The sequence below is a fragment of the Gardnerella massiliensis genome (assembly GCF_003408845.1).
GTDB lineage: Bacteria > Actinomycetota > Actinomycetes > Actinomycetales > Bifidobacteriaceae > Bifidobacterium > Bifidobacterium vaginale_H.
Genome location: NZ_LRTV01000013.1, coordinates 1 through 23,343, shown reverse-complemented (window position 1 = coordinate 23,343; position 23,343 = coordinate 1). Strand labels below are relative to the sequence as shown.

Sequence of the window (23,343 nt, the reverse complement as noted above, 5' to 3'; positions counted from 1 at the left end):
GTTATCTAGGTAATCGCGTGCTATTTAGGTAATCGCGTGCTATCCCCAAAATTATGAAATCTATTCGCTTAATAAAGCTGCAGTGCTTGAACGCACAATAAGTTGTGCCGGCACCATAAGATACGGATTCTCAAGATTCTCGCCATTAATAAGCGCAAGCGTCATATGTGCTGCTGAAGAAGCGATATCGATTGGATCCTGCCTAATAGTGGTTAAGCCAGTTTCGTGAGCATAAAAACTATCGTCAAAACCAATAATCGACACATCGCCAGGAGTTGCGTAACCGCTACGCGCAAGCTGGAACATAAGCGGTATTGCAATTCCATCTTCCTGGCAAGCAATAGCAGTCGGCATATTTGTATTCCCAAGAAGCATAGAAACTATAGCGCTTATTCTGTCTAAATTTGCAGGTGTCACAATTTCTGCCGGCACAATTCCGCTAGTCTTACATTCGTCAATAAACGAATGATAACGTTGCAGTACACTAAAATGCAAAGAAACATCGCGAGTGGTGCGAACATATGCAATATTCTTATGCCCTAAACCTATGAGGTGACGTGCCATAAGACGAGCACCTTGGTCGTCGTCAATGTTGATGGTTGCGTCAAAATCACAATTCTGTGGGTGTAAACAGTTAATACCAATAATAGGAACGCCAGTGGTCTTGAGTTGTGCAATTTCGTCACTGTTTACGTCAAAAGAACATACGATAACTGCATCAGCATTACGCCTTGTAGGAAGCATGGTGAAAAATTCTCGCCGTTCTTCGCTACTTGAAATTTGGAAAATTGATAAGTCATAGCCAGAAGGGTGGAATACCTGGTTTAGGCCTTGAATAATTGATGCGCTGAACCAGAGACGAATTTGATCGCTAATCAGTAAAGCGATGCGCAATGTTCGTCCAGATTTCAATGCGGCTGCGGAACGTGAAATAGAAAAATTGAGGCGTTCTGCGATGGCTAAAACTTTGTTGCGTGTGGAAGCAGAAACTAAATCTGGTCGCGTGAAGGAGCGCGATACTGTAGAAACTGACACGTGTGCCTTATCTGCGACATCCTGAATGTTTGCGGACATGTGAACTCCTTCATTCCCACACAACAAACGCTTACCACAACTTTGTGTTTGCAAGTTTGCTATCGACGTTATAGCCCATAATAAACAAACGTTTGCAACCGTTTCCATTCTAGCAGATTTTGTTAAAAAGCCAATGATAACAAGCAATTTTTTAATTTGAAAACAACAAGTCGTCATAATCTCTTTGCAAGAAAATGACAACGTTTGACATAACTCGTTCATGTAGTAAAATAAAAGTATTGGTTCGGGCATCGACGTCTATGGTGACGTCGCACTCAAGGAGGAGAAAGTGACGAGTCATGATTAGTATGAGCGGAAAAGCAATACGTAAATGGTGGGCGTTATTTGCCTTGCCAACATTTGCGGCTTTTATTATTGGTTTTGTTGCCCCGTTTGTTATGGGCGTGTATTTGAGCTTTACCAAATTCCACACTGTTACAGACGGTAAGTTTGTTGGTATCCGTAATTACCGCAAGGCATTTAAGGATCCACATTTTGTTCATTCGTTAATTTTTACTACGGCGTTTACTGTAGTTACCACTATTCTTATTAATGTGATTGCCTTCGCAATTGCATATATGCTTACTAAGAAATTTAAGGGATCAAACGTTTTCCGCACCGTGTTCTTCATGCCAAATTTGATTGGCGGCATTGTGTTGGGTTATGTTTGGCAGCTTGTGCTTAATGGTATTTTGGCTTACTTTGGTCGTTCTATTACATATTCTGCTGTATATGGCTTCTGGGGTTTGGTGCTGCTTATTTGCTGGCAGCAAATCGGCTATATGATGATTATTTATATTGCTGGTTTGCAAGCTCTTCCAGGAGATGTTATTGAGGCTGCTGCTGTTGATGGTGCAACCCCAATGCAAACACTGTTTAAGATCACCATTCCTTTGATGATGCCATCGATTACTGTTTGCACATTCCTGACAGTTACTAACGGTTTCAAGCTCTTTGACCAGAACTTGGCTTTGACTAATGGTATGCCTTCGCATAAGTCTGAAATGTTGGCATTGAACATTTTCAACACGTTCTACGGACGTACAAACGGTGAAGGCGTTGGCCAGGCAAAGGCAGTTGTGTTCTTCGTGATTGTGGCTGTGCTTGCTTTGGTTCAGAATATGCTTACTAGGTCTAAGGAGGTAGTGGCATGAACGAGAAAATGAAGCATTCTACACTGTGGACAATCTTCTTTACTGTTGTAAGCTTACTTTGGATTTTCCCGATTGCTATAGTTTTTATAAACTCTTTCAAGTCGAAGATTTACATTGCAAGTGAGCCTTTCAGCTTAACTCCAAAATCTTTTATTGGACTTGGGAATTACTCCCTAGGCATTGAGCGCACGAATCTTATAATGAGCTTCTGGTGGACCATCGTGATTACCGTTGGAGCCGTGATTTTGATTCTGCTTTGCACATCGATGTGCGCATGGTGGATTGTTCGTGTGAACAATTGGGCTGCAAAACTTTTGTACGTTTTGTTCCTGTTCAACATGATTGTGCCATTCCAGATGGTTATGTTCACCCTTTCCGACATCACTAACAAGCTCGGATTGAATACTCCATGGGGATTGTGGATTATTTACTTAGGCTTTGGTGCTGGTCTTGCGGTGTTTATTTTCACTGGCGTAATTAAGGGCATTCCGCAAGAGCTTGAAGAGTCTGCGATGATTGATGGCGCTTCTGTGCCACGTATATTCTTCCAGATTATTGTGCCGATTATGAAGCCAGCAATTGTGTCTGTATCCATTTTGCAAACTATGTGGATTTGGAATGACTTCCTGCTTCCGTACCTTACCTTGGACTTGAACAAGTACAAGACGGTTTCGATTGCAGTTCAGTATTTGAAGGGTGGCTATGGCTCCGTTGAGATGGGTGCCATGATGGGATGCTTGGTTCTGGCCATTCTTCCAATTATCGTCTTCTACCTCATCTGCCAGAAGTATATTATCAAAGGCGTTATGGCTGGTGCGGTAAAAGGCTGAGATTTCTTCTCCTCCAAAATCTCAAGTGGTTAAAATAATGGTGGTGACTACGGTCGTAAGATTTGTAGTCACCACCATTGTATTGTTAGTAAGCGTAGTTAATAAGTTGGCTATAAATAGCGCAAACAAAACGTAAAGGAGATAGCGCATAATGTTCTCATTCGGAAGCCCGGATTCAAAGTTTGCGCAAGGTATGGAAGCATTTGCTAATGCAGTATGGCTTACTGTATTGATGATTATAACAAGCATTCCATTGATTACTATAGGCGCTTCTCTTTCCGCCGGGCATGATGCTGCAAGACGCGTAGAAAATGCGGAAGGACACATGACTTCTGCCTACTTCCGCGCTTTTTCTAGCAACTTTTTGAAATCAACTGTAATCTGGATCGTGATGGGGCCGCTTCTTGCGCTTATATTATGGGCTTGGATTGCAGTTAGAATACCGCCGCTTTTAATCCCGCAATTTGCAATAAGCTTAATCTGGCTGCTTATAGCAGAATGGGTTTTCGCATTGCAGGCGCGTTTCGAAAATTCTATTGGGAGAACCCTCTTAAATGCGCTTATTTTCAGCGTTGTATACTGGCCGGCAACGATTGGAATGATTATTATAGACGCCGTTTTCGTAGGACTTGTAGCTGCTTCAATTATTTATTTTCCGCAAGGTTTACCTTTGCTATTATTCATTGGTTGGGGATCGACCATTATGCTTCATACGCCTTTATTAGAGCGTATTTTCGCAAAGTATATTAAGAAGTAATTTATACAAATAATTAATGAGGCGAGCATCATCATAGACGCTCGCCTCATTTAGGACATCATTGCAAGCAATACTTTTGATTTGCTACTATGCAAACCGTATTTCTTGCAGGGGAATTGAGTCGGTTCTCTTTAAACCAACAGTTTAATTATACTCACTTCCTTGTATTTTCGCCGCACATAACAGCCGCCATAGCAAGTACGCGTGGCGACTTAAATACTTCATCGGTATGAACTACGCGACCGTCTGCGTCAGCAAGCGGAATGCGCCAGTTTGGATACTCCGTGCTAGTGCCAGGCTGGTTCTGAGAACGGCGCTCGCCAACAGCATCAACCAGTGCAACTTGCAATAGTAACGATGGGGAAGTGCGCATAATTGCGTGCATTGCTTCCACAATCTCTTGCGCGTGGCCTTCTACATCCTCAGCAGCTTCCTCACTAATCCAGCCGCCCTTAAGAAGCATCTTCATCATTGCGTCGCGTTCCGCTTGAGCTGCTTCCTGGAAGGTTTCTACGGAGTCTGTGAGCAAGTGAAGCTGCTCGCGAAGCTTCACATGCTCAAACGCAAGATAACCCGCTGTAGGTGGCATATCGTGCGTTGTAACAGAAGCAAGTGCGTACTCACGATAAGTAGAAGGATCAGCGAAAATAATCTGCTTCTTTCCAGCCTTCTTAGAGGCAGCCTCAGCCTCATCGTCATGCGTAAACCACTCAACAACAGTGCCAAGCACACCATGGGCTGCAAGAACCTTAGAAACATACTTTGGTACCGTTCCCAAGTCTTCGCCGATTACCACGCCTCCCGCACGCGTTGCCTCAATGGTGAGCACCGCGAGCATAGCATCCACGTTATAGTAAACGTAAGCGCCATTTCTTGCGCCCTGACCTTGTGGAATCCACCACAAGCGGAACAATCCAAGTACGTGGTCAATGCGAGCTGCACCCGCGTGCAGGAACACATTGTGAACCATGTCGCGGTAAGCAATATAACCAGTTTCGTCTAGGTAATTCGGATCAAATGGAGGCTGGCCCCAATCCTGGCCTTGCTGGTTATAGAAGTCAGGAGGAGCACCCACGCTTACACCATTAGCAAAGCGTTCTGGACTCCACCACACGTCGGCACCGTAACCGTGTACGCCAACAGCCATATCCTGCATAAGGCCAATTGCCATGCCAGCAGCTTTAGCCTCTGCATGAGCAGCAGCAACCTGTTCGTCAGCAATCCATTGCAGCCAGCGATGGAACTCAAACAAGTCGGCATGCTCACGTTTAAGCGTTTCAATTTGTGGCGTACCCTTACCGGTTGTATCAAACCACAGGTTATCTCCCCAAGGGGCACCCCACACTTCAAACGCGACGCACCACGTTGCAAAAGCATCAAGATCTTCGCCAGAACGATGCTTAAACTCAGTAAATTCACGTTCACGCTCAGCAGAACGAGGTTGCTTAAAGATGATGCGCAGCGCAGGAAGTTTAGCATCCCATGCGGCATTAATATCCATAGGATTTGGATTGTTATTCTGCGGAGCGATTGACTCGTGCAACTGCTCTACCTTGGCGAGATCCTCGCCGCTCAATTCAGCATATTCAGGAATATCTTGCGGACGAATATACGTAACGTTCAAGAACCTACGCGACTCAGGTAAATAAGGCGAAGGCTCAAGAGGAGTGACCGGTGCGCTGGCGTGAATTGGATTAATCAGCATAAAATCAGCTTTGCCAATCTCAGCTGCATCCTTAAGTAAGCGCCGTAAGTCACCATAATCACCGATACCCCAGGAATCTTTGGAGCGTACGGAATACATTTGCGTCATGTAACCCCAACGATGACGAGCCTTTACGCTTTCTGGAAGAGGAATACGCGCTGGAGCGGCAATAAGCGTGGCGTCAGCATGGCTTACGACTCCACCGTGCTCATCTACAACCTGAGCGTGCAGCGTATGGTAGCCCATTGGCAAATCGTCTGGAAGCTCCAAGTATAAGTCATCGCCGTCAGCTGTAATAGCACCTAACTCACCCTCGTAAGTGGTGCCATCTTCTAACGCAAGCGTTACGCAAATATTTTGAGGCTTAGTGGTGCCAGCGTGAACAGGCACGCGCGTTTTAGCCCCACTAAACGAAACAACAGTTGGCGGAAGCAGTTCACTTGCACGCTTACGCAACACACTTTCGCATGATGCTTCAATATTTTCTGGCGTGTTTGCTGGCATACCCAACGCTTCAAGTACCCCAACCAATGCTTCGTCGGTAATCTCTGTGTAGCTGCCCTGCTGGTCAATGTAGAAAGTAGCGACTCCACATGCTTTTGCAAGTTTAATCAACGGGCGTGCGAGACGCTCTGGACTTTCCTCTTCCACAGGCGTGGCATCTTCAGCTTTGCTGGTAGCTGTTGTGCTCATAATGCTCCTTCTATCTCGTGGTTTTGGCACATTTCTAACTTCGTCGTAAGCGTGCCAAGTGCGGTAATGGCGAGAGTGTGTATCCCGGCACATCTCTGGATTGGAATACACCCTAAGCGACAATTATATAAATAACTGACATCGTTTGCAATATAAGCTGCAGTATGGCGAGTTGGGAACACGCCAACTACGACAATACCCAATCACAATTTGTATCATGATTGGGTATCGCAATTTGCTTTAGTGCAGTCTACTTACGAATTGTTACGCAACACACGAATTATTACGCAACACACGCAACGTATCGCTTATTTAGAACTCAAAACTACAAAAGTGCGGCTTGGAATATGCAAAGTGTGGGTATTCCCGTCATTGACAATAGAAGCGGCTTGAGTTGGTTGCGTATGCGTCCATTCTGCAAAATAGTCGGTAGAATCGAGCACGCAATGCCAGCCTTGAGTTTTTTCGCTATGAATTACAGGCAACTCAACTGTTGCGTCAGCATTGTACATAGGGTTAGCGCAGACAATAAGATTGTTGCCAACGCGCGTAGCCAAAACCGTCTTATTAGATGCAGGAAGCTGCTTACGTTTGCCATCGTACAACGCACTGTGTTCGGCACGAAGCGCAATAAGCGCGCGGTACCACTTCACCAGCGGCTGGAACTGCTCGGTGCGTGCCCAATCCAACTGATTCAGAATGATGCCACGATTATAAGAATTGTCACAGCTGTACTTTGTGCGACCAAACTCTTCTCCGCTGAGCATAAATGGTGTGCCAGCCGAGCATAAAATCATGCCTGCAGCAAACATGTTGGCGTTAATGATATCTGCCACTTGTTGCGCATCGCAAGCATTAAAATCGGATTCTCCAGCATTGTCGCGCATGGAAATGCAGAGCTTATCCCACAACGTCAAATCATCGTGCGCAGAAGTATACTGCACAATTTGGCCGACTTCTTTTCCAGCAGAAGGAGTATCTCGCCAAGCGTCTAAGGCTTGTCGAGCAGCATCGGCGCACCAAAACTCGTTGCCGTTAACGTAACCGCGATCGAGGTGATTCATCACATTACCCTTAAGGGAATCGCGCGACTCGTCACTAAACCAACCAATACGCTCGTTAAGAGTTTCGCGGCCTTCTTTATCTCCCATTGGCAATTTTTCATCTACCGCAGGCTCCGAAGCTCCCCAAGGTTCGCCATACATAACAATATCCTTGCCGCCAGGAAGCTCATCCAGCGCTGCTCGAGCCTGATTCAAAGTTTCAGTATCCATCAAGCCCATAAGATCGAAACGGAAGCCGTCAATATGGTAATCCTTTGCCCAATGAAGCAACGATTCAATAATAAACTTGCGGAACATAGGGTGTTCGGAAGCCATTTCGTTTCCACAGCCGGAACCATTTGCAAAAGTGCCATCTTCATTGCGCCTGCAGAAATAGCCAGGAGCCATGCATTCGAAAGCATTTTCAGCAGCTTTATACATGTGATTGTAAACCACATCCATAATTACGCGTTGACCATTTGCATGCAATGCCGCAATCATTGCTTTACATTCTCGTACGCGCACAGTGCCATCGTACGGATTACTCGAGTAAGCACCTTCCGGAACATTGTATGCGTGAGGGTCGTAGCCCCAGTTATACAAAGAATCCAGTTCTTCTGCAGAGGCATTATTTTTGCGTGCATTATCAATTGCAACCTCGTCGACTGTAGAAAAATCGTAAATTGGTTCAAGCTGCACGTGCGTAACGCCGAGCTGCTTAATATAATCCAAGCCAGTAGGCAGGGTAGTAGCAGTAGCAGAGGAGCTTTCGCTTTGCAAAGTAGTGTGCTCGTCAGTAAAAGCAAGATATTGACCGCGATGTTCAGGCTTAAAGCCGCCACGAGGGTCGCTGCTGAAATCAGCAACATGCGTTTCCCACACAACCATGGCGTGACGTACAAACTTAGGTGACTTATCTTTATGCCAGTTTGCCGGAGTGACGCGATCCTCATCAATTACCAAGCTGCGCTCGCCGTTCACGCCGCTAGCAATACCCCAAGGGTCGCAAGTGCGCTTTACCGTTCCGTCAGGGAAAGTAACAAGATAGTCGTAGTAAACTCCATCGAGACGTTTACGGAAGATTGCGCGCCAAGCGCCATCGCGTAGAGGTTTCATTTCGTGCGTCTGCGTTGGTTCGCTATTATTTCCGGTTTCAAAAAGTCTTAAAGTTATAGCTTGTGCAGTTGGTGCCCACGCAGTAAAAGTGGTGGACTTAGGGTTCAAAGTAAAACCGAGAGGACCTTCGTACACTGGCCAAGTTGCCGAAGATGGGAACGTCATGTGTAATATCCTTCTTATTTTGTTATTTCGTAAGTACTATCTTACTGTATATTTTACTTACTGTATATTTTGCAATTAAGTGTGATATTAAATTTTACGATTTACTTATTTTTAATTTATTATTTGCAATTTTTATTTGTACGTAACTTTATTCGAGCGTTATTTGGCTTAATGCAGTAAGGTTTGTTAACCAGTATCGTTTTGAGTCAAACTGCGAGTGGCTTAAGTTATTTTAAATTATTTTTTAGCCTCGACTATTTAATTTTTTATTTTTAAATTATTTAGTTAATTGATTTTTTGAAGCGTTGAGTTGTGGAATAAAGAAAGCCGAAACGCTCGAAAGCGCCTCGGCCTTCTTTAACTTTACAATCTGTTGTTATCAGCCCTTAACAGAACCAGACATCGACTCTTCGTAGAATCGCTGCATGATGATGAACAGGATTGCGATAGGAATCGAAACGCACACAGCGCCCGCGCAGAATCGTGCGAACCAGTTGCTAATGAATTCCCTATCGAGCATCTTCCACAAGCCCAAAGCAACAGTGTAGTTGTCTTGGCTGTTGGCAATCGTCTTAACCATAACGAAGTCAAGCCATGGACCCAAGAAGCTTGTAATTGCCTGGAACACAATCATAGGCTTGCAGATTGGGAGGATAATCTTGTAGAAGACCTGCCAAGTAGTGCAGCCATCCAAGTAAGCAGCTTCATCCAAAGACTTTGGAATAGTATCCATGTAGCCCTTCATAACGTAGAAGCCGGCGCCGCTACCTGCAGAGTAGACGATAATAAGTGCGATTAGAACAACCGAACCATTCGTCAAACCAAGAGCCTTCAAAATGAAGTAGATAGCGATAACTGCCATGATGCCTGGGAACATGCCCAGAATCAAAGCAATATTCATGAATGTCTTACGACCGCGGAAGCGAAGGCGAGACATGCAGAACGACACGGCAAGTACGAAGAACAAGGAGATAATGCACACGAAAATGGACACAATCAAAGTGTTCAAGAACATGCGTGGGAAGTCCAAGGCTTCGCGCTCGGTGAACAAGCGGATATAGTTATTGAACGAGTACTCTGTTGGGAAGAATGTCTTTTGGAATGGGGATTCGTTCTTGTTGAAGCTTTCCAAGAAAACCCAAACAATTGGAATCAACCAAATAATAGACAACACAGCCAAGAATAGGTGAGAGAATACGTCACCAATTATTCTTCTTACGCGCTGGTCTTTGAGCAGAGAAACACTACGAGTGCTGTGTACAACAGCGTTTGTGCTCTTAGTGGTATTTTTTTCACTCACCGGAATCCCTCCTCGTTCTTATAAGATCCAGAGTTGCGGTACGTAACAAGTGCTACGACGGCAAGAACAATAAACGTCATAATGCCGATAACAGCACCGATGTTGTAGTCTCCGCGATCCACTGTTAACTTGTAAAGCCAAGTAATAAGCAAATCAGTCTTGCCTGCTGTAGAACCAAGTGATGTTGGTGCGCCGCCAGACAAGAGGTAAATAACGTTGAAGTTATTGATGTTGCCAGTGAAGGTAGTAATCAAGTATGGAGTCATTACGAAGACGATGTATGGCATGGTAACGTTCATGAAACGCTGCCACCAGGTTGCACCATCGAGTTCTGCAGCTTCGTAGAGCTCTGCAGGAACGTTCTGCAAAATACCCGTAATCTGCATAATCGTGAATGGAATACCAACCCAAAGGTTAACAAGAATAACTGTTACTCGAGCCCATGTTGCGTCCTGGAAGAATGGAAGAGGTTGATCAATCCAACCATTTTCCATAAGCAGTCGGTTAATTGCTCCATTCTGCTGAAGCATGTTGTTCATGACGAGCAAGGATACGAACTGTGGAACTGCGATGGTAAGGGAGAAGCATGTGCGCCACAATCCCTTAAGGCGCGTGCTCTTGCGGTTAATAATCATTGCAATGAACATGCCGAAGAAGAAGTTAAGGAATGTTGCAAAGAATGCCCAAACAAGAGTCCAAACCAAAACGTCGAAGAACGTTGCTGCGTTAATAGAGCTCTTAGGGTTACCAATTGCGAAGAAGTTATTTAAACCAGTCCAAGTGAATAAGGTTGGATGGTGCTTATCGTAAGAGGTAAATGCCATAGAAATCATGAAGAGCAATGGCAAAATAGTAAAGAGAATGATGCCAGCGGTTGGAAGTGTCATAAAACCAACGTGTGCCTTGCTGTCGAGCAAAGATGAAGCGTCTTTAACAAAGTTTGCTGGCTTTTCTCCACTTGCTGTAATAACTTGTGCCTTATAAGCGCTACGTAGAGAGAGCGTTGCTAAATAAATGAGCACAATAATTGCTGCAAGAGACATAACGCCGTACAGCAAAATTTCAACGGAATTATCACCTGCGGTATAATGCCAGAAACCATTTATCTTAATCTTACCTTGCTTTTTTGTGCCAAGCGTAAGAATCTTTGGAAGGTATTCTGAACCGGTTGTGAATAAGAATCCGAAAAGAACAGCTTCACACAGAAGGAACAAAATGCCTTTAGTGAATTGTTTGCGAACAAAAGTGCCGAAGCCGAAGATAACGATGGAAATCCACGAAAGAATGTCTGCGTGCTCTGCAGCCTCTTTCAGTGAATATGGCGAAGGAGCAAAGCGTTCTACAACTGACGTCTTCTGGCGCCTTTCTCGCTTTGTGGATGTCGTGCCAGTCATGACATACCTTTCATATAAACAGTGAGTGCTTTAGAGAAGTATATAAATAACACGCCCCGGCCCCTTTTCACTAGAGTGGGGACTGGGGCGTGTTATTTGTGAATGCATAAAACAATTATTATTCGTTTATGCATTCTATATAGATTTATTTATTAAGCAAAGCTAATGCTTACTTTGCTGTTTCAGCCAAACCCTTGGCATATTCTGCAGTCTTCTCTGCAGCATTGCTTTCGGTAACGTCCTTCTTACCTGCGATTGCTGCGCCTAAAGTCTGGGTTGGATCCCAGAAGGTGCCCATCTCAGGGACTGTTGGCTGCAGTACAGAAGTCTTAGCAATGGTTTCCATCTGAGCAACAGCAGCTGGATCAGACTTTACGGAATCAGCAAGAGACTTGTCGGAAGGAATTACGCCCTGCTTCTCGTAAGCAATCTGCTGGGACTTCTTGGAGCCCAAGAATGCAGCAAACTTAGCAGCCATCTCTGGGTGCTTGGAGTTAGGGTTGTAAGCAACAGCCTTGGAGCCAGCGAAGGACTTCATCTGGTGCTCGCCGGATTCGGTCTTGAACTTTGGAAGAGAAGCAGCTGCATAGTTGTCGCCCAAAGCTGCCTTTACGTTTGCGGCATCCCAAGAGCCAGAGAAGATGGCGTCGACGGAGCCGTCCTTCAAACCGGACAAGCCGCTGCCATCGCTATCAATAGCGAAGTTCTTGTTAAGAACTAACTTCGCGAGGTACTTAGTGATTTCAGCAGCCTTGTCGCCGAGCTTCATGCCAGCCTTAGCATCGTTGCTCTTCTCGCCGAAGAGTGTCATGTTGCCATCGAGGTAGAAGCCTGGGAGGTACCAAGCGTTGGAAACGCTGAATGCAACCTTGCCCTTCTCAAGCATTGCGTCGAGAGACTTGATGTCGTCAGCAGAGAACTTGGACTTGTTGTAGTACATGAACCAAGTGTTACCGGTGTAAGGAACGCCGTACATCTTGCCATCCTGAGCGGTGACGGAATTAACCAAAGTTTCTTCGTTCTGTTCCTTAACCTGCTTTACAGCGTCATCGCTTAACTCGCCGATTGCGCCAGCCTTGACCAAGTCGCCAAGCTGATCGTTAGGGAAGAGGTAAACGTCAGCAGCAGCCTTTGCATCCTTCTTTACAGACTCAGCAGCTTTTGGTGGCTCAACAACAGTGTTCTTGAACTTAACGTTTGGATTGGCCTTCTGGAATTCCTTCTCAACGGTGTCAACCCAGCCGCCTGCCTTCTGATCCTCAGAAGCAGACCAAACAGTGAGCTGAACAGTGGAATCAGCAGCCTTCTTGTCGCTGTTGGTGCTAGAACCGCATGCTGCAAAACCGAAGAGAGTAGCAACTGCGAGGCCTGCGCCCAGCATCTTCTTAATATTCGTCATCCTTGACCTCCTATATCATGCCAAAAATTGGCATATCATTTGGTGGCGTAGTAACGGATCTTATTGTGGTGCAACATTGCGATGTTATTGCATAGAGCAGCGTCACATGTCTCACAAAATCCGTTCGTAAGCAATGTGCAGTATACACGAATATGATGTCGTTTGCAAATGAGTGGCGGCTTGGTTTATGTGTTCAAACAAACACAGTGTTTTCAAGCGGTATCGAGTAAACTAAATAATACAACACAAGAAGGGTGGAATAATGGCATTGTATGACCATGCAACTTGGCTAAAAAACGCTGTTTTTTACGAAATTTATCCGCAAAGTTTTTGCGATACAAACGGTGACGGTATAGGTGACATTCAAGGAATTATTAAAAAATTGGATTATGTGAAATCGCTTGGTTGCAACGCAATTTGGCTTAATCCTTGCTACGACTCGCCTTTTAAGGATGCTGGTTACGATGTGCGTGACTACAAAAAAGTTGCGGCGCGTTACGGAACTAATGAAGACTTACAACAGCTTTTCAGTGAAGCACACAAGCGCGAAATGAGTATTTTGCTTGATTTAGTGCCAGGACACACAAGTGAAGAACACGAGTGGTTTAAGGAAAGTTCTAAAGCTGAAGAAAACGAGTTCAGCAAGCGCTATATTTGGACCGATAGCGCATTTTCCGGCTATTCCATGCCGTTTATTGGTGGCGAAAGCGAGCGCGACGCAACGTATATTCTCAACTTTTTCAAATGTCAGCCTGCGCTAAATTACGGTTTTGCGCATCGAGATCGCGCTTGGCAATCTTCGCCTGATTCTGAAGAAGCGGCTGAAACTCGCGCAGCAATGGTTGATGTTATGCGATTTTGGCTTTCGCTCGGCGCGGATGGCTTCCGCGTTGATATGGCTGATTCTCTCGTAAAAAATGACGACAACAATGGCGAAGGAAGCCTTGGCAAGGATAATACGATTCGCGCTTGGCGGGAAATGCTTGGAATTGTTAAAGAGGAATACCCTGAAGCTGCTTTCGTTTCCGAGTGGGGCAGGCCGCGTCAGGCGCTTGCTGCTGGCTTTGATATGGACTTTTATTTGAGTTGGCGCTGGGATGGCAATCCTAATGGTTATGCACGTTTGCTTCGTGACGTTGATAACGCTTTAGATAACAATCCTGAGCACGATCACAGCTACTTTTCTGCGCGCGGCGGCGGAAGCATTTGCCCGTTCTTAGACGATTACTGCCCGCAATACGAGTCGACCTGCAACCAAGGATACTTTAGTTTTATTTCGTGCAATCACGATACGCCTCGCATGGCTCCACGCCTAGACGATCGTGAGCGTCGTGTAGCTTTTGGCATGCTACTGACTATGCCGGGAGTACCTTTCGTTTACTATGGTGACGAAATTGGCATGAAATATCGCGATATTCCAACAAAAGAAGGCGGCTATGCTCGAACCGGCACGCGCACGCCAATGCAGTGGGATGACACAAAAAATCTTGGTTTCTCAACGGCTGCAAAATCGAAACTATATTTACCTGTTGAAGCGCGAGCGGACGGGCGCACTTGCGCAAACTCTCGCAAACAAGCTGTAGAAAGTGGCGAAATTCCAACGGTTTCTGCGCAAATTAATTGCGAAGATTCCTTCCTTTCTTGGGTTCGCGCGCTTATTGCGCTTCGCCACAATCGCGCTTCTTTGCAAGCTGACGCGTCTTGGCGAGTGCTGTACGCTCCTGTTGATGGCCGCGGATTTGCTTACGAGCGTTGTGCAAAAAGCAACGAGGGAGAATCAGCTGCCGAAAGAAGCATTGTGGTTATGAATCCTGGAGTAAGTGCCGAAACGGTACCGTTTGCAACGTTGGCAAATCTTACTCAGGAAGCAGTCGAAAATCCTCTGTTGAGAATTGGCGAAGTGCTAAGTGACGGAAATTCCTTGAAACTTGGCGCACAAAGTTTTGCAGTATTCGATTTGCCGCTTTAATTCGCAATAAATACTGCGATACAATAAACGGTAGTAAAACAGAGCAGTAGAAAAATAAGACAACGTTACTTAAGACAACGTTACTTAAGACAACGTTACTTAAGACAACGTTACTTAAGACAGTATGCGTGTAAATACAAGGGAGTGCGAAAGTTATGGATACGCTAAAGCCTAAAATTCGTGCAGATAAAAACATAAAAATGGGCATTACTTTGCGCAAGTTTAAGATGCTTGGCGCATTTATGATGATGCTTAGTGCATTTAGTGCTCCCGTAATACCGCATTTGTTTGGCGGTTTAAGAAGAGATAATATGCTCGCTCTTACATTCGCCGTTCTTGCCGAAGTAGTGAGCTGGACGGCGATGCCATGGTACGCGTGGATTCTTATGCGCGGGTATCACAATACGCATAATGTGAATCTTTACATACTGCGACTGCTGATTTTGGCAGTAATTTGTGAATTGCCGTACGATCTCACTACATCCGGTTGCGCGTTTGATTTGCGCTCGCAAAACCCTGTATTTGCGCTGGTAATTGCGTTATTCGTTCTTATGGGAATCGACATGATTCGAGAGCGTTTTAGCGGTTTTTCGCGCGGCGCTGCGTACGTTGCGCTAGTGGTTGCAGGATTGCTTTGGAATATTATTGGCAAAGTTTATGTGCGCCAGCAAATTTTCTGGGGAGGCGCAATATTTCTTGTGTTCGTGCTGATTTTTGAGCTGATGCAAAAGCATGAAATTCGCATGGAACTTATTTCTGGAATGTTTGGCGCTATGTCGATGCTTGCGCCTGGTATTGGCGTGGCAGTGTTGCATTATCGCAGCCCCTACGGTGATGGGCATAAGGATTCGCCGGTATTTCGCTGGATTATGTACGCGTGGTATCCGGTAATGCTGGCGGTTGCAGCATTATTTGCAGTATTTTTGCGTTGAAAACATTTCGTAGCAGTTTTGGATTTGTTTGTACGGCGAGTTTTACTGCAAATCAGTTTGCAGATGTAATGTCTGGGGCAGGACCAGTTGAGTTTCGTATTAGAAGCTGAAGCGGAGCTGTAACATGGCGTCTTGTGATTGGCTGCTCGTTAATAAGTGCTAAAGCAATATTGGCGGCTTGCTGAGCCATCAGACACGGATTTTGTCGAATGGTAGTTAAGCCTACTGCTTCTGCAAAAGTACTGTTGTCAAAACCAATGATAGACAAATCTTCTGGCACTCGTATGCCTAGTTTTTGTAAACGAAACAGGAACGGTATTGCTGTGGAATCTTGGTGAAAGCACAGTGCAGTGGGAGGGTTGCTGCTTGAAAATAGTTCTGAGATAGTGGTATCTAAGGGATTGTCTCCAAAGTCAATTGGTAGGATTTTCCCTTGGACTCCGGGTGTATCGTTGCATATTGTTTCAAAGCTGGTGATTCTCCTCGAAGAGCTGAAGCGAAGTGGTGAATTAAAATGTTCGTAAACGTACAGTAGTCTTTTGTGGCCTAAAGTAGTGAGATGGCGTACTGCAAGTTTAATTCCTGCCGCATCGTCAATGCTGATTGCTGCAGAAAGAATTTTAGACGCCACGCAATTAATACCCACAATAGGTACTTTTATGCGTTGAAGCTGTTCTGCTTCATTGTTGCTGATATCGAAAGAAGATACGATTACGGCATCAGTATTACCGCGTAAAGGTAGTTCTTTGAAGAAAGTTTTACGCTGTTCGATACCATCTACTGAATAAATTACTAAATCGTATCCGGCTGCGTGCAATGTAGCGTTTAATCCTTCAATAATACAAGCGCTGAACCATTCTATGCGACTGCTGCCAATGAGTAATGCTATGCGGTATGATTTGCCTGATTTCAGTACTCCTGCGGTTCTTGATACAGTAAAGTCGAGTTGTTCTGCTGCTTGTGTAACTTTTGCTCGTGTTGCTGGTGTTACTTTGTCTGGGTGGGCGAAAGTTCTAGAGACAGTTGCTATAGAAACCCCTGCTAGCGTAGCTACATCGCTAATACTATTTTTTGACATTTTGTTCCCTTCTGATCTTCTGCCTCTTTTTGCTCAAATATGAAGAGTGTTACATATACGCCTTAAAAAGAACATATAAGTGTTATGTAAATACAATAAATGTAAAGGTTTACATTTTTAGACACGCGGGTAAAAAAGTATTTATTTTTGCAAAAATAGTGCAGTTTAACGGATTTGAAATGAAAACCTTTACATTAACATTTTTTCTGTTTGACCAGTAAAAACTTTTCGCAATATCATAGATTTTACCCATTAATTTCACGAAGAAGTGGAGTAACAATGAACATTAGAAAAATGTGTATTTCATGTGTCGCCGTTTTAGGCATGCTTGCTAGTGTTAGCGCATGCGGCAGCAATTCTGCCGGTGTCACCGACGCGAAAAAAGACAAAGGTTTGCCGGTAATGGGCGAGGCATTGAAATATGATCCTAACCACCTTGTTAATCAAGGCAAGCCAATTGCTTTGGAATATTGGAGCTGGGGAGATAGCAGTACAGACCCAATCTACGATATGATTAAGCAGTATACGAAAATCTACCCTAATGTAACGTTCAAAACGAAGAATGTTGCTTGGGATGATTATTGGACGAAACTGCCGTTAGCGCTCAAAGGCAAAAACGGCCCGGCTCTGTTCAATATTCACAATTCCAAGGATGAGCTTATACGCCCATACGCTGCCGACTATAACGTTGACAAGGCAGCAATGGAAGCCGATTACAGCTCCTCTGTTGCACACGAAGATGCCAACGGAAAAGTAAAGTATATTGACTCGGTTATCAATACCGGCAATATTTACTACAATAAAAAGCTTTGGAAAGAAGCCGGTTTAACGGAAGCAGATATTCCTACGACTTGGGACGAACTACGCGAGGTGGCAAAGAAACTCACGAAGTGGAACGGTTCTAAGATGGTACAAGCCGGTTTCAATGTTAATGGTGACGCATACCCTGCAATCAACCAAGGCTTGAACTATCAACGTGGCGAACTTGCGTTCGATAAAAGTGGTAAAAAGCCTAATTTTGACAACAAAATTACGCGCGAAAACATGCAATTCCTAAAGAATTTGTACGACAAAGACAAAGTTATTGCAACAGACTTCGGTACTGATTACACGCAAAGCTTTGGCAACGGACAATCCGGAATGGTATACGCTTGGGGTTGGCTTGAAGGCCTACTGAAAGAAAAATATCCGAACATAGAATACGGTATTTTCCCAACTCCAACATTCACGAAAGAAACGCCATTTGCCTACGATCGCTACAACGGCGAATCCACTCCAGGAATCAACGCTCACCAAAGCAAAGAACAGCAGGCCGTGGCACAAGACTTTATCAAGTTCATTCTCGCTAACGACGCTTTTATTCGCTCTGCAGTGAAACATCTGAACTCGTTCCCAGCGAAGAAATCGCTACAGAATGATCCAGAGATTCTTAAGGCCCCGGTAATGGCTGCTATTCAGCCTCGCGTGAATAGGTTGATTTGGCCAGGCATCACTCCTTCTACGGTGGAAACCAGCAGCAAAGCAGCGTTCCAAAACGTTATGCAAAATGGTCAATCTATTGATTCCGCAGTAAAAGAAGCACAAGCGACCATGGTAAAAGACATGAAGAATTCCAACTTTAAGTCCGCAGAAAGCAAGTATGAATTCTTCAAAGAACACAAGTAAAAGATTCATAAACTGAAGTGTGTTCTCGCAAGTAAGGCAAGGGAAATCATGGAACAAGTAAATCAGAAATCTCATTCAACTCCTCTGAGAAAAAAATTTGGTGGTATAGCAAAAGTAACCGCTGCGTTGTCTCGAACCTTCTCCTTTCGCAATGTGGCAGTGACATTTCTGGTTGCTTATTTCGCGATTTTCCTTGCCTATCCTATTTATAAAGCGTTTGCCGGCAGCTTCCACGAGTGGAATCCGTTGGTTGGAACGTACAACTGGGTTGGGCTCGATAATTTCAAGCAGATTTTAACCGACGGCTTATTCTGGAAGTCAATCGGGAATACGGCGATTTTCATGGCAGTATCCGTGATTTTCCGCATTATTCTCGGTTTGGGCTTGGCAATGTTGCTCAGCTCCAAGCTCGTGCATTGCAAAGATTCGCTGCGCGGCCTATTTTATATGCCAACGATTACGCCACTTGTGGCAGTAAGCTTCGTGTGGATGTGGATGTTTGATCCGCAGTTTGGCATGATTGATAAAGTTACGGGATTGAATATTAATTGGTTGCATAGTTCTACTTGGGCTATGCCGGCAATTATTATCATGACCATTTGGAAAGATTTTGGCTACGCAACCGTGCTATATTTGGCAGGCTTAATGAATCTTCCAAAAGACGTGTATGAAGCCGCCGATATTGATGGCGCTAACAGTGTGCAAAAATTCTTCCGCATTACTTTGCCGCTACTCAAACCAACAACGTTATTCATTGTGATTACGTCAATGATTGCTTACCTGCAAGCCTATGTGCAGATTTTAGTTATGACTAACGGTGGTCCAGGAACAGCAACTTACACTATTAGCTACTTAATCTTTGATCAAGCTTTCCAAAAGTATAACTTTGGTATTGCGTCGGCTATGAGCGTAGTGCTTTTTATCTTTACTGGCGCACTCACGATAATCATGTTCAAAGCTTCTGAGGACGGTGAGTTGGTATGAGCAATAAGACGAAAACGGTGGAAGTTGCTGTTACGGCGCCGGCTAAGGGGGGTATTGTGAAAAAATTACGTAATCGTGCAAGAAACAGCACGCGTCATGCGGTGTTGAGTTGGTCGCTTACTATTTTTCTTTTTCTGCTTTCTGCGCTGACAATTATTCCGTTTGTGTGGATGTTCATTTCTTCATTTGCACCAAATAGTGATATTGTGCGCGTCGATGGCGGACTGTTCCCTATACCGAGTACGTTCGATAACTATGTTGGGATTCAGGAAAAATTTGATTTCTTGAGATTGTTCTGCAACTCGTTGTTTGTTGCCGTAGCAAAAACGGTAATTGCTATTTACACCAGTGCAGTGTTGGGGTACGTATTTGCAAAAATGCGTTTCCGTTGCCGTAATTTGCTTTTTGGTATAGTAATGAGCACCATGATGGTTCCGTGGGCCGTAACTATTATTCCGCAGTACGATATGATGACAAGCTTCGGTTGGCAGGATACGTATCGAGCCTTAATTGTGCCGGGATTAATTAGTGCTTTCGGCATTTTCCTTTTCCGTCAGTCAATAACAGGTATTTCTGACGAACTCATTGAGGCTGCAAAACTCGATGGCGCATCTGATTTCCGTATTTTCCACAGCATCATCCTTCCTATGAGTCATAACACGATTGCTGCGCTCGCCATCTTCACTTTCTTGTGGAATTGGGAAGATTATCTGTGGCCGTTCTTGATGATTTCGGACGAAAAGAAGCAGCTGCTCGCAGTGGGTTTGAAGGTGTTTAGTGGGCGATATGGCACTGATTATGGTGGCTTGTTTGCAGCGACTTCTTTGGCGATTGTGCCGGTTATTATAGTGTACGTAATTTTCCAAAAGCAGTTTATTGCCGGTATTTCCACTGGTAGCGGTAAGTAACACGCAGAAGTGAAAGATAGATACGTAAGTGCTGTGCGCGAAAGTGTGGTGCAACAAGTGTTGCGTAACGAATGTTGCAGTGTGGCCTTGCGTACTGAAGTAAAGGTGCTGCTATGAGTGTGGTAAATATGAGCAAGCAAAATGAATCACAAATTATCGGTAAAGCTGTGAAGTATTCGGATTCGCAATCTCAAATTTTTGCTGACGTTGCAAATTCGCAGTACGCCAAAGCACAGGATATTCAGGTAATTAAAGGCGAAAAGTGGCGGATTACGGTTATTACAGATTCGCTACTGCGCCTTGAGTGGAGTGACGACGGCGAATTTGCTGATGCCCCTACTCAGACGGTAATTCGACGCAATTTTGCCGATAACAAGGCCGGCAATGATGACAATGCCAGCAGTGACGCGAATCCTGGCGTGCAGCCGAAGTTTTCTGTGCGTAAAAACGAAGACGGTTGGCTGGAAGTTGAAACTGAGAAGCTGCTGCTCACTTACAATTGCAAACCTTTTAGTAAAGAAGGTTTAAGTATTGTCGTTCGCGGAGTGCCGTGTACGCAGTTTAATACGTGGCACTATGGTGACGCGTGCCCTGGCAATCTTCTTGGAACTTTTAGAACTTTGGATCAAGCGAATGGCCCGGTAAAACTTGGTACGGGCATTCTTTCGCGCGACGGATGGTCTGTTTTAGATGATTCTGCAACTTGCGAAATTGTGCCTGCTGAAAAAGTTGATGGCAAACCGAATCCGTATGGGGCTTGGGTGCAGCCGCGCGCACAAAAAGTTAGCGAACAAGACGGCAAGTACAAGGACCTATACTTCTTTGGTTACGGACATCGCTATATTGATGCAATTCGAGATTTTTACCGGCTTACTGGTTCGCAGCCGTTACTGCCGCGCTTTGCTCTAGGTAATTGGTGGAGTCGCTACTATCGTTATCGTCAAGACGAATATTTGCAATTGCACAATCGTTTTAAGGGCGAAGGAATACCTTTTAGTGCAGCCGTTATAGATATGGACTGGCATGTTACTGACGTTGATGCGAAATACGGTTCAGGTTGGACTGGTTACACTTGGAACGAGGAGCTTTTCCCAGACCATCGTGCTTTTTTGCGTAAACTTAACGCGGCTGGTTTGGCTCCAACTTTGAACTTGCATCCGCGCGACGGCGTGCGTGCGTTTGAAAAAGATTATCCGCAGGTTGCGCGAGATGCTGGTATTGATCCGGCGAGTGGGAAAGCTGTGGAATTTGATTTAACGAATCCGCAATTCGTGGAAGCTTACTTCAACATGCATCATCGCATGGAAGATGAAGGCGTGCGATTTTGGTGGATTGACTGGCAGCAGGGAGGTGTGACGCGCGAGCCTGGTTTGGACCCGCTTTGGATGCTGAACCACATGCATTATGAGGATGCTGCGCGCGACGGCCGTTGGCCGCTTACATTCTCTCGCTATGCGGGGCCTGGTTCGCATCGTTACCCAGTTGGATTCTCGGGAGATACTGTTACTACTTGGGATTCGCTTGCTTTCCAAACTTACTTCACTTCTACAGCTTCAAATATTGGCTACGGATGGTGGAGTCACGATATTGGCGGTCACATGCTTGGCGTGCGAAATAACGAGTTAGAAGCGCGATGGTACGCTTTCGGTTCGTTTAGCCCGATTAATCGTTTGCACTCGACGTGCTCGCCGTTTGCTGGGAAAGAGCCGTGGAATTTCCCTCAGGAAACTCGTGAAGCAATGGTGAAAATGCTTCGTTTGCGCGCGGAACTTTTGCCATACGTTTATACGATGAATTATCGCGCAGCTTTTGAAGGCAGGCCGATTATTGAGCCAATGTACTGGCAGTCGCCGGAAGTTGGAATGGCTTACGAAATTCCTAACGAGTACCGTTTTGGAAGCGAACTTATAGTGGCGCCGATTACTTCGCCTAATGATTCTGCTGCTTTGCGCGGATGCGCTGGAGTTTGGTTGCCTGAAGGCGACTGGTACGATTTGTTTGACGGGCGCAGGTACGTGTCTCGCGGCTGGAATGGTCGCAGGTTTGAAGCATGGCGCGAGCTTGATCGAGTGCCTGCTTTTGCGCGAGCCGGAGCAATTGTGCCGCTGCAAGTTTTGCCGGAAGTTTTAGATTGTGCTCGTAATGCTGAAGCTGCTGAATCGGTTAACAGTATTGCAAATCCTCGTAGTTTGCGCGTTCTTACATTCCCGGGTGCTGATGGCGAATTTGTGATGCGCGAGGATAACGGCGACTTTGCTGCCGCGTCTGCTGGGAATACTGCCGACACACGTATGAATTTTGTGTGGCGCGACGGCAATAGTTCTTCGCAATTTATTATTTCTGGCGTAGAAGGTGCGGAAGCTGCTGTAGAATCTGTGCCGCAAACCCGCAACTGGAACGTGGTATTTAGAGGCGTAGATTGCGCAGACTTCTCGAACGTTCGTGTATTTGTAGGAGGTCGAGAGCTTAACGCAAGCGAGTTTGTAGTTTCTTACGAAGGCGAAGATTCAACTTTGAGCTTAACTGTTTCCGTAAATGACGTTCCTGCTTGCGAAGAAGTTCGTGTAATTGTTGACGGCGGATTGCAAATTGCTGCCGACCCTAAAGTTGGCGACGTTTACCGATTCCTTCTTCAAGCGCAAGTGCCGTACCGTGGTAAGGAAATGGCTTTTGACGCAGTGCGTGAGGCTGGCGGAAGTGCAAGCGCTATTGCTGCAATCTCAACTCTTGAATACGAAAACGAATCGGAAGCAGAAAAGTATCGCAACAATGTTGATATGCTTAACGCTTACGCAACTGATCAGCCTTCCGTAGTGAAGTGGGCGCAGTGGCGTTGTACTTTGCCTGTTTCTGTAAAGCATGTGCTTGAGGAGATTTTACTTCGCTCAGTTGAGTAGGTGAATCGATTGTTGAGCCTGTGTTGCAGTTGATTGCAGCGTTGCGTGCTTGTGTGAAGTTGGAAGCGACTTATCTTAATTGTTTATTGCAATTATCACGTGAGTTGCTTCCAACTTTTTGTATATATCTTGCAAATATACTGTATATAATTAAATTGATATTAATAACAAAAGTTTAGATTTGTATAGACAATTAAAGTTTTTGTTGTGCTTTTTTGAAGATTTTGATACAAATTTGTGATAAATAGGCTTGGTTTTAGTAATAAATCGGGGGGGGGGG

Annotated in this window: 16 protein-coding genes; 9 read left to right on the top strand and 7 right to left on the bottom strand. The window is 45.1% G+C overall.

What is annotated here, in order from left to right; all coding sequences use genetic code 11:
- Positions 1 to 60 precede the first annotated feature (60 nt).
- Positions 61 to 1,074 (bottom strand): LacI family DNA-binding transcriptional regulator, encoded by a 1,014-nt coding sequence (locus AXE77_RS06470; RefSeq protein WP_116712657.1) that lies wholly within the window; start codon positions 1,072 to 1,074, stop codon positions 61 to 63.
- A gap of 299 nt (positions 1,075 to 1,373) precedes the next feature.
- Between AXE77_RS06470 and AXE77_RS06465 the strand changes: the two genes are divergently transcribed.
- The 3 genes from AXE77_RS06465 (at position 1,374) to AXE77_RS06455 (ending at position 3,815) form a co-directional block, all read left to right on the top strand.
- Positions 1,374 to 2,228, top strand: coding sequence for a carbohydrate ABC transporter permease (locus AXE77_RS06465; protein WP_116712656.1), 855 nt, complete (start codon positions 1,374 to 1,376; stop codon positions 2,226 to 2,228).
- Positions 2,225 to 3,058: a carbohydrate ABC transporter permease gene (locus AXE77_RS06460; protein ID WP_116712655.1), complete on the top strand. Its 834-nt coding sequence runs from the start codon at positions 2,225 to 2,227 to the stop codon at positions 3,056 to 3,058. The genes AXE77_RS06465 and AXE77_RS06460 overlap by 4 nt, the downstream gene beginning before the upstream one ends.
- A gap of 151 nt (positions 3,059 to 3,209) precedes the next feature.
- A complete protein-coding gene (locus AXE77_RS06455; protein ID WP_116712654.1) occupies positions 3,210 to 3,815 on the top strand; it encodes a DUF624 domain-containing protein in 606 nt (201 codons plus the stop codon).
- A 154-nt stretch (positions 3,816 to 3,969) separates the two neighbouring features.
- Here the strand turns inward: AXE77_RS06455 and malQ are convergent, their stop codons facing one another.
- From malQ to AXE77_RS06430, 5 genes are all read right to left on the bottom strand, one after another.
- Complete coding sequence (gene malQ / locus AXE77_RS06450) at positions 3,970 to 6,213, bottom strand: 4-alpha-glucanotransferase (RefSeq protein ID WP_116712653.1); 2,244 nt, start codon at positions 6,211 to 6,213, stop codon at positions 3,970 to 3,972.
- A 308-nt stretch (positions 6,214 to 6,521) separates the two neighbouring features.
- The gene (gene pulA / locus AXE77_RS06445) at positions 6,522 to 8,537 is read right to left on the bottom strand and encodes a type I pullulanase (RefSeq protein WP_116712652.1); all 2,016 of its coding nucleotides are present in this window, start codon (positions 8,535 to 8,537) and stop codon (positions 6,522 to 6,524) included.
- Between the two features lie 379 nt (positions 8,538 to 8,916).
- Complete coding sequence (locus tag AXE77_RS06440; protein ID WP_116712651.1) at positions 8,917 to 9,837, bottom strand: sugar ABC transporter permease; 921 nt, start codon at positions 9,835 to 9,837, stop codon at positions 8,917 to 8,919.
- Positions 9,834 to 11,231, bottom strand: coding sequence for a carbohydrate ABC transporter permease (locus AXE77_RS06435; RefSeq protein WP_116712650.1), 1,398 nt, complete (start codon positions 11,229 to 11,231; stop codon positions 9,834 to 9,836). The genes AXE77_RS06440 and AXE77_RS06435 overlap by 4 nt, the downstream gene beginning before the upstream one ends.
- A 169-nt stretch (positions 11,232 to 11,400) precedes the next feature.
- Positions 11,401 to 12,630 (bottom strand): extracellular solute-binding protein, encoded by a 1,230-nt coding sequence (locus AXE77_RS06430; RefSeq protein WP_116712649.1) that lies wholly within the window; start codon positions 12,628 to 12,630, stop codon positions 11,401 to 11,403.
- 262 nt (positions 12,631 to 12,892) lie between these two features.
- Here AXE77_RS06430 and AXE77_RS06425 point away from each other — a divergent pair, with 262 nt between their 5' ends.
- On the top strand, positions 12,893 to 14,599 hold the full coding sequence (locus tag AXE77_RS06425) for an alpha-amylase family glycosyl hydrolase (RefSeq protein WP_116712648.1): 1,707 nt from the start codon (positions 12,893 to 12,895) through the stop codon (positions 14,597 to 14,599).
- A 155-nt stretch (positions 14,600 to 14,754) separates the two neighbouring features.
- A complete protein-coding gene (locus AXE77_RS06420; RefSeq protein ID WP_116712647.1) occupies positions 14,755 to 15,531 on the top strand; it encodes a TraX family protein in 777 nt (258 codons plus the stop codon).
- 52 nt (positions 15,532 to 15,583) lie between these two features.
- On the opposite strand, the gene AXE77_RS06415 is transcribed toward AXE77_RS06420, so the two are convergent.
- A complete protein-coding gene (locus AXE77_RS06415; protein WP_116712646.1) occupies positions 15,584 to 16,609 on the bottom strand; it encodes a LacI family DNA-binding transcriptional regulator in 1,026 nt (341 codons plus the stop codon).
- A gap of 279 nt (positions 16,610 to 16,888) precedes the next feature.
- Between AXE77_RS06415 and AXE77_RS06410 the strand changes: the two genes are divergently transcribed.
- From AXE77_RS06410 to AXE77_RS06395, 4 genes are all read left to right on the top strand, one after another.
- A complete protein-coding gene (locus tag AXE77_RS06410; protein WP_116712645.1) occupies positions 16,889 to 18,274 on the top strand; it encodes an extracellular solute-binding protein in 1,386 nt (461 codons plus the stop codon).
- A gap of 48 nt (positions 18,275 to 18,322) precedes the next feature.
- A complete protein-coding gene (locus AXE77_RS06405; protein WP_116712644.1) occupies positions 18,323 to 19,258 on the top strand; it encodes a carbohydrate ABC transporter permease in 936 nt (311 codons plus the stop codon).
- Positions 19,255 to 20,166 carry a carbohydrate ABC transporter permease gene (locus AXE77_RS06400; RefSeq protein WP_240612680.1) on the top strand — a complete coding sequence of 304 codons (912 nt, stop codon included), beginning with the start codon at positions 19,255 to 19,257 and terminating at the stop codon, positions 20,164 to 20,166. The genes AXE77_RS06405 and AXE77_RS06400 overlap by 4 nt, the downstream gene beginning before the upstream one ends.
- A 128-nt stretch (positions 20,167 to 20,294) precedes the next feature.
- The gene (locus AXE77_RS06395) at positions 20,295 to 23,063 is read left to right on the top strand and encodes a glycoside hydrolase family 31 protein (RefSeq protein ID WP_430886660.1); all 2,769 of its coding nucleotides are present in this window, start codon (positions 20,295 to 20,297) and stop codon (positions 23,061 to 23,063) included.
- The last annotated feature ends 280 nt before the right edge of the window (positions 23,064 to 23,343 follow it).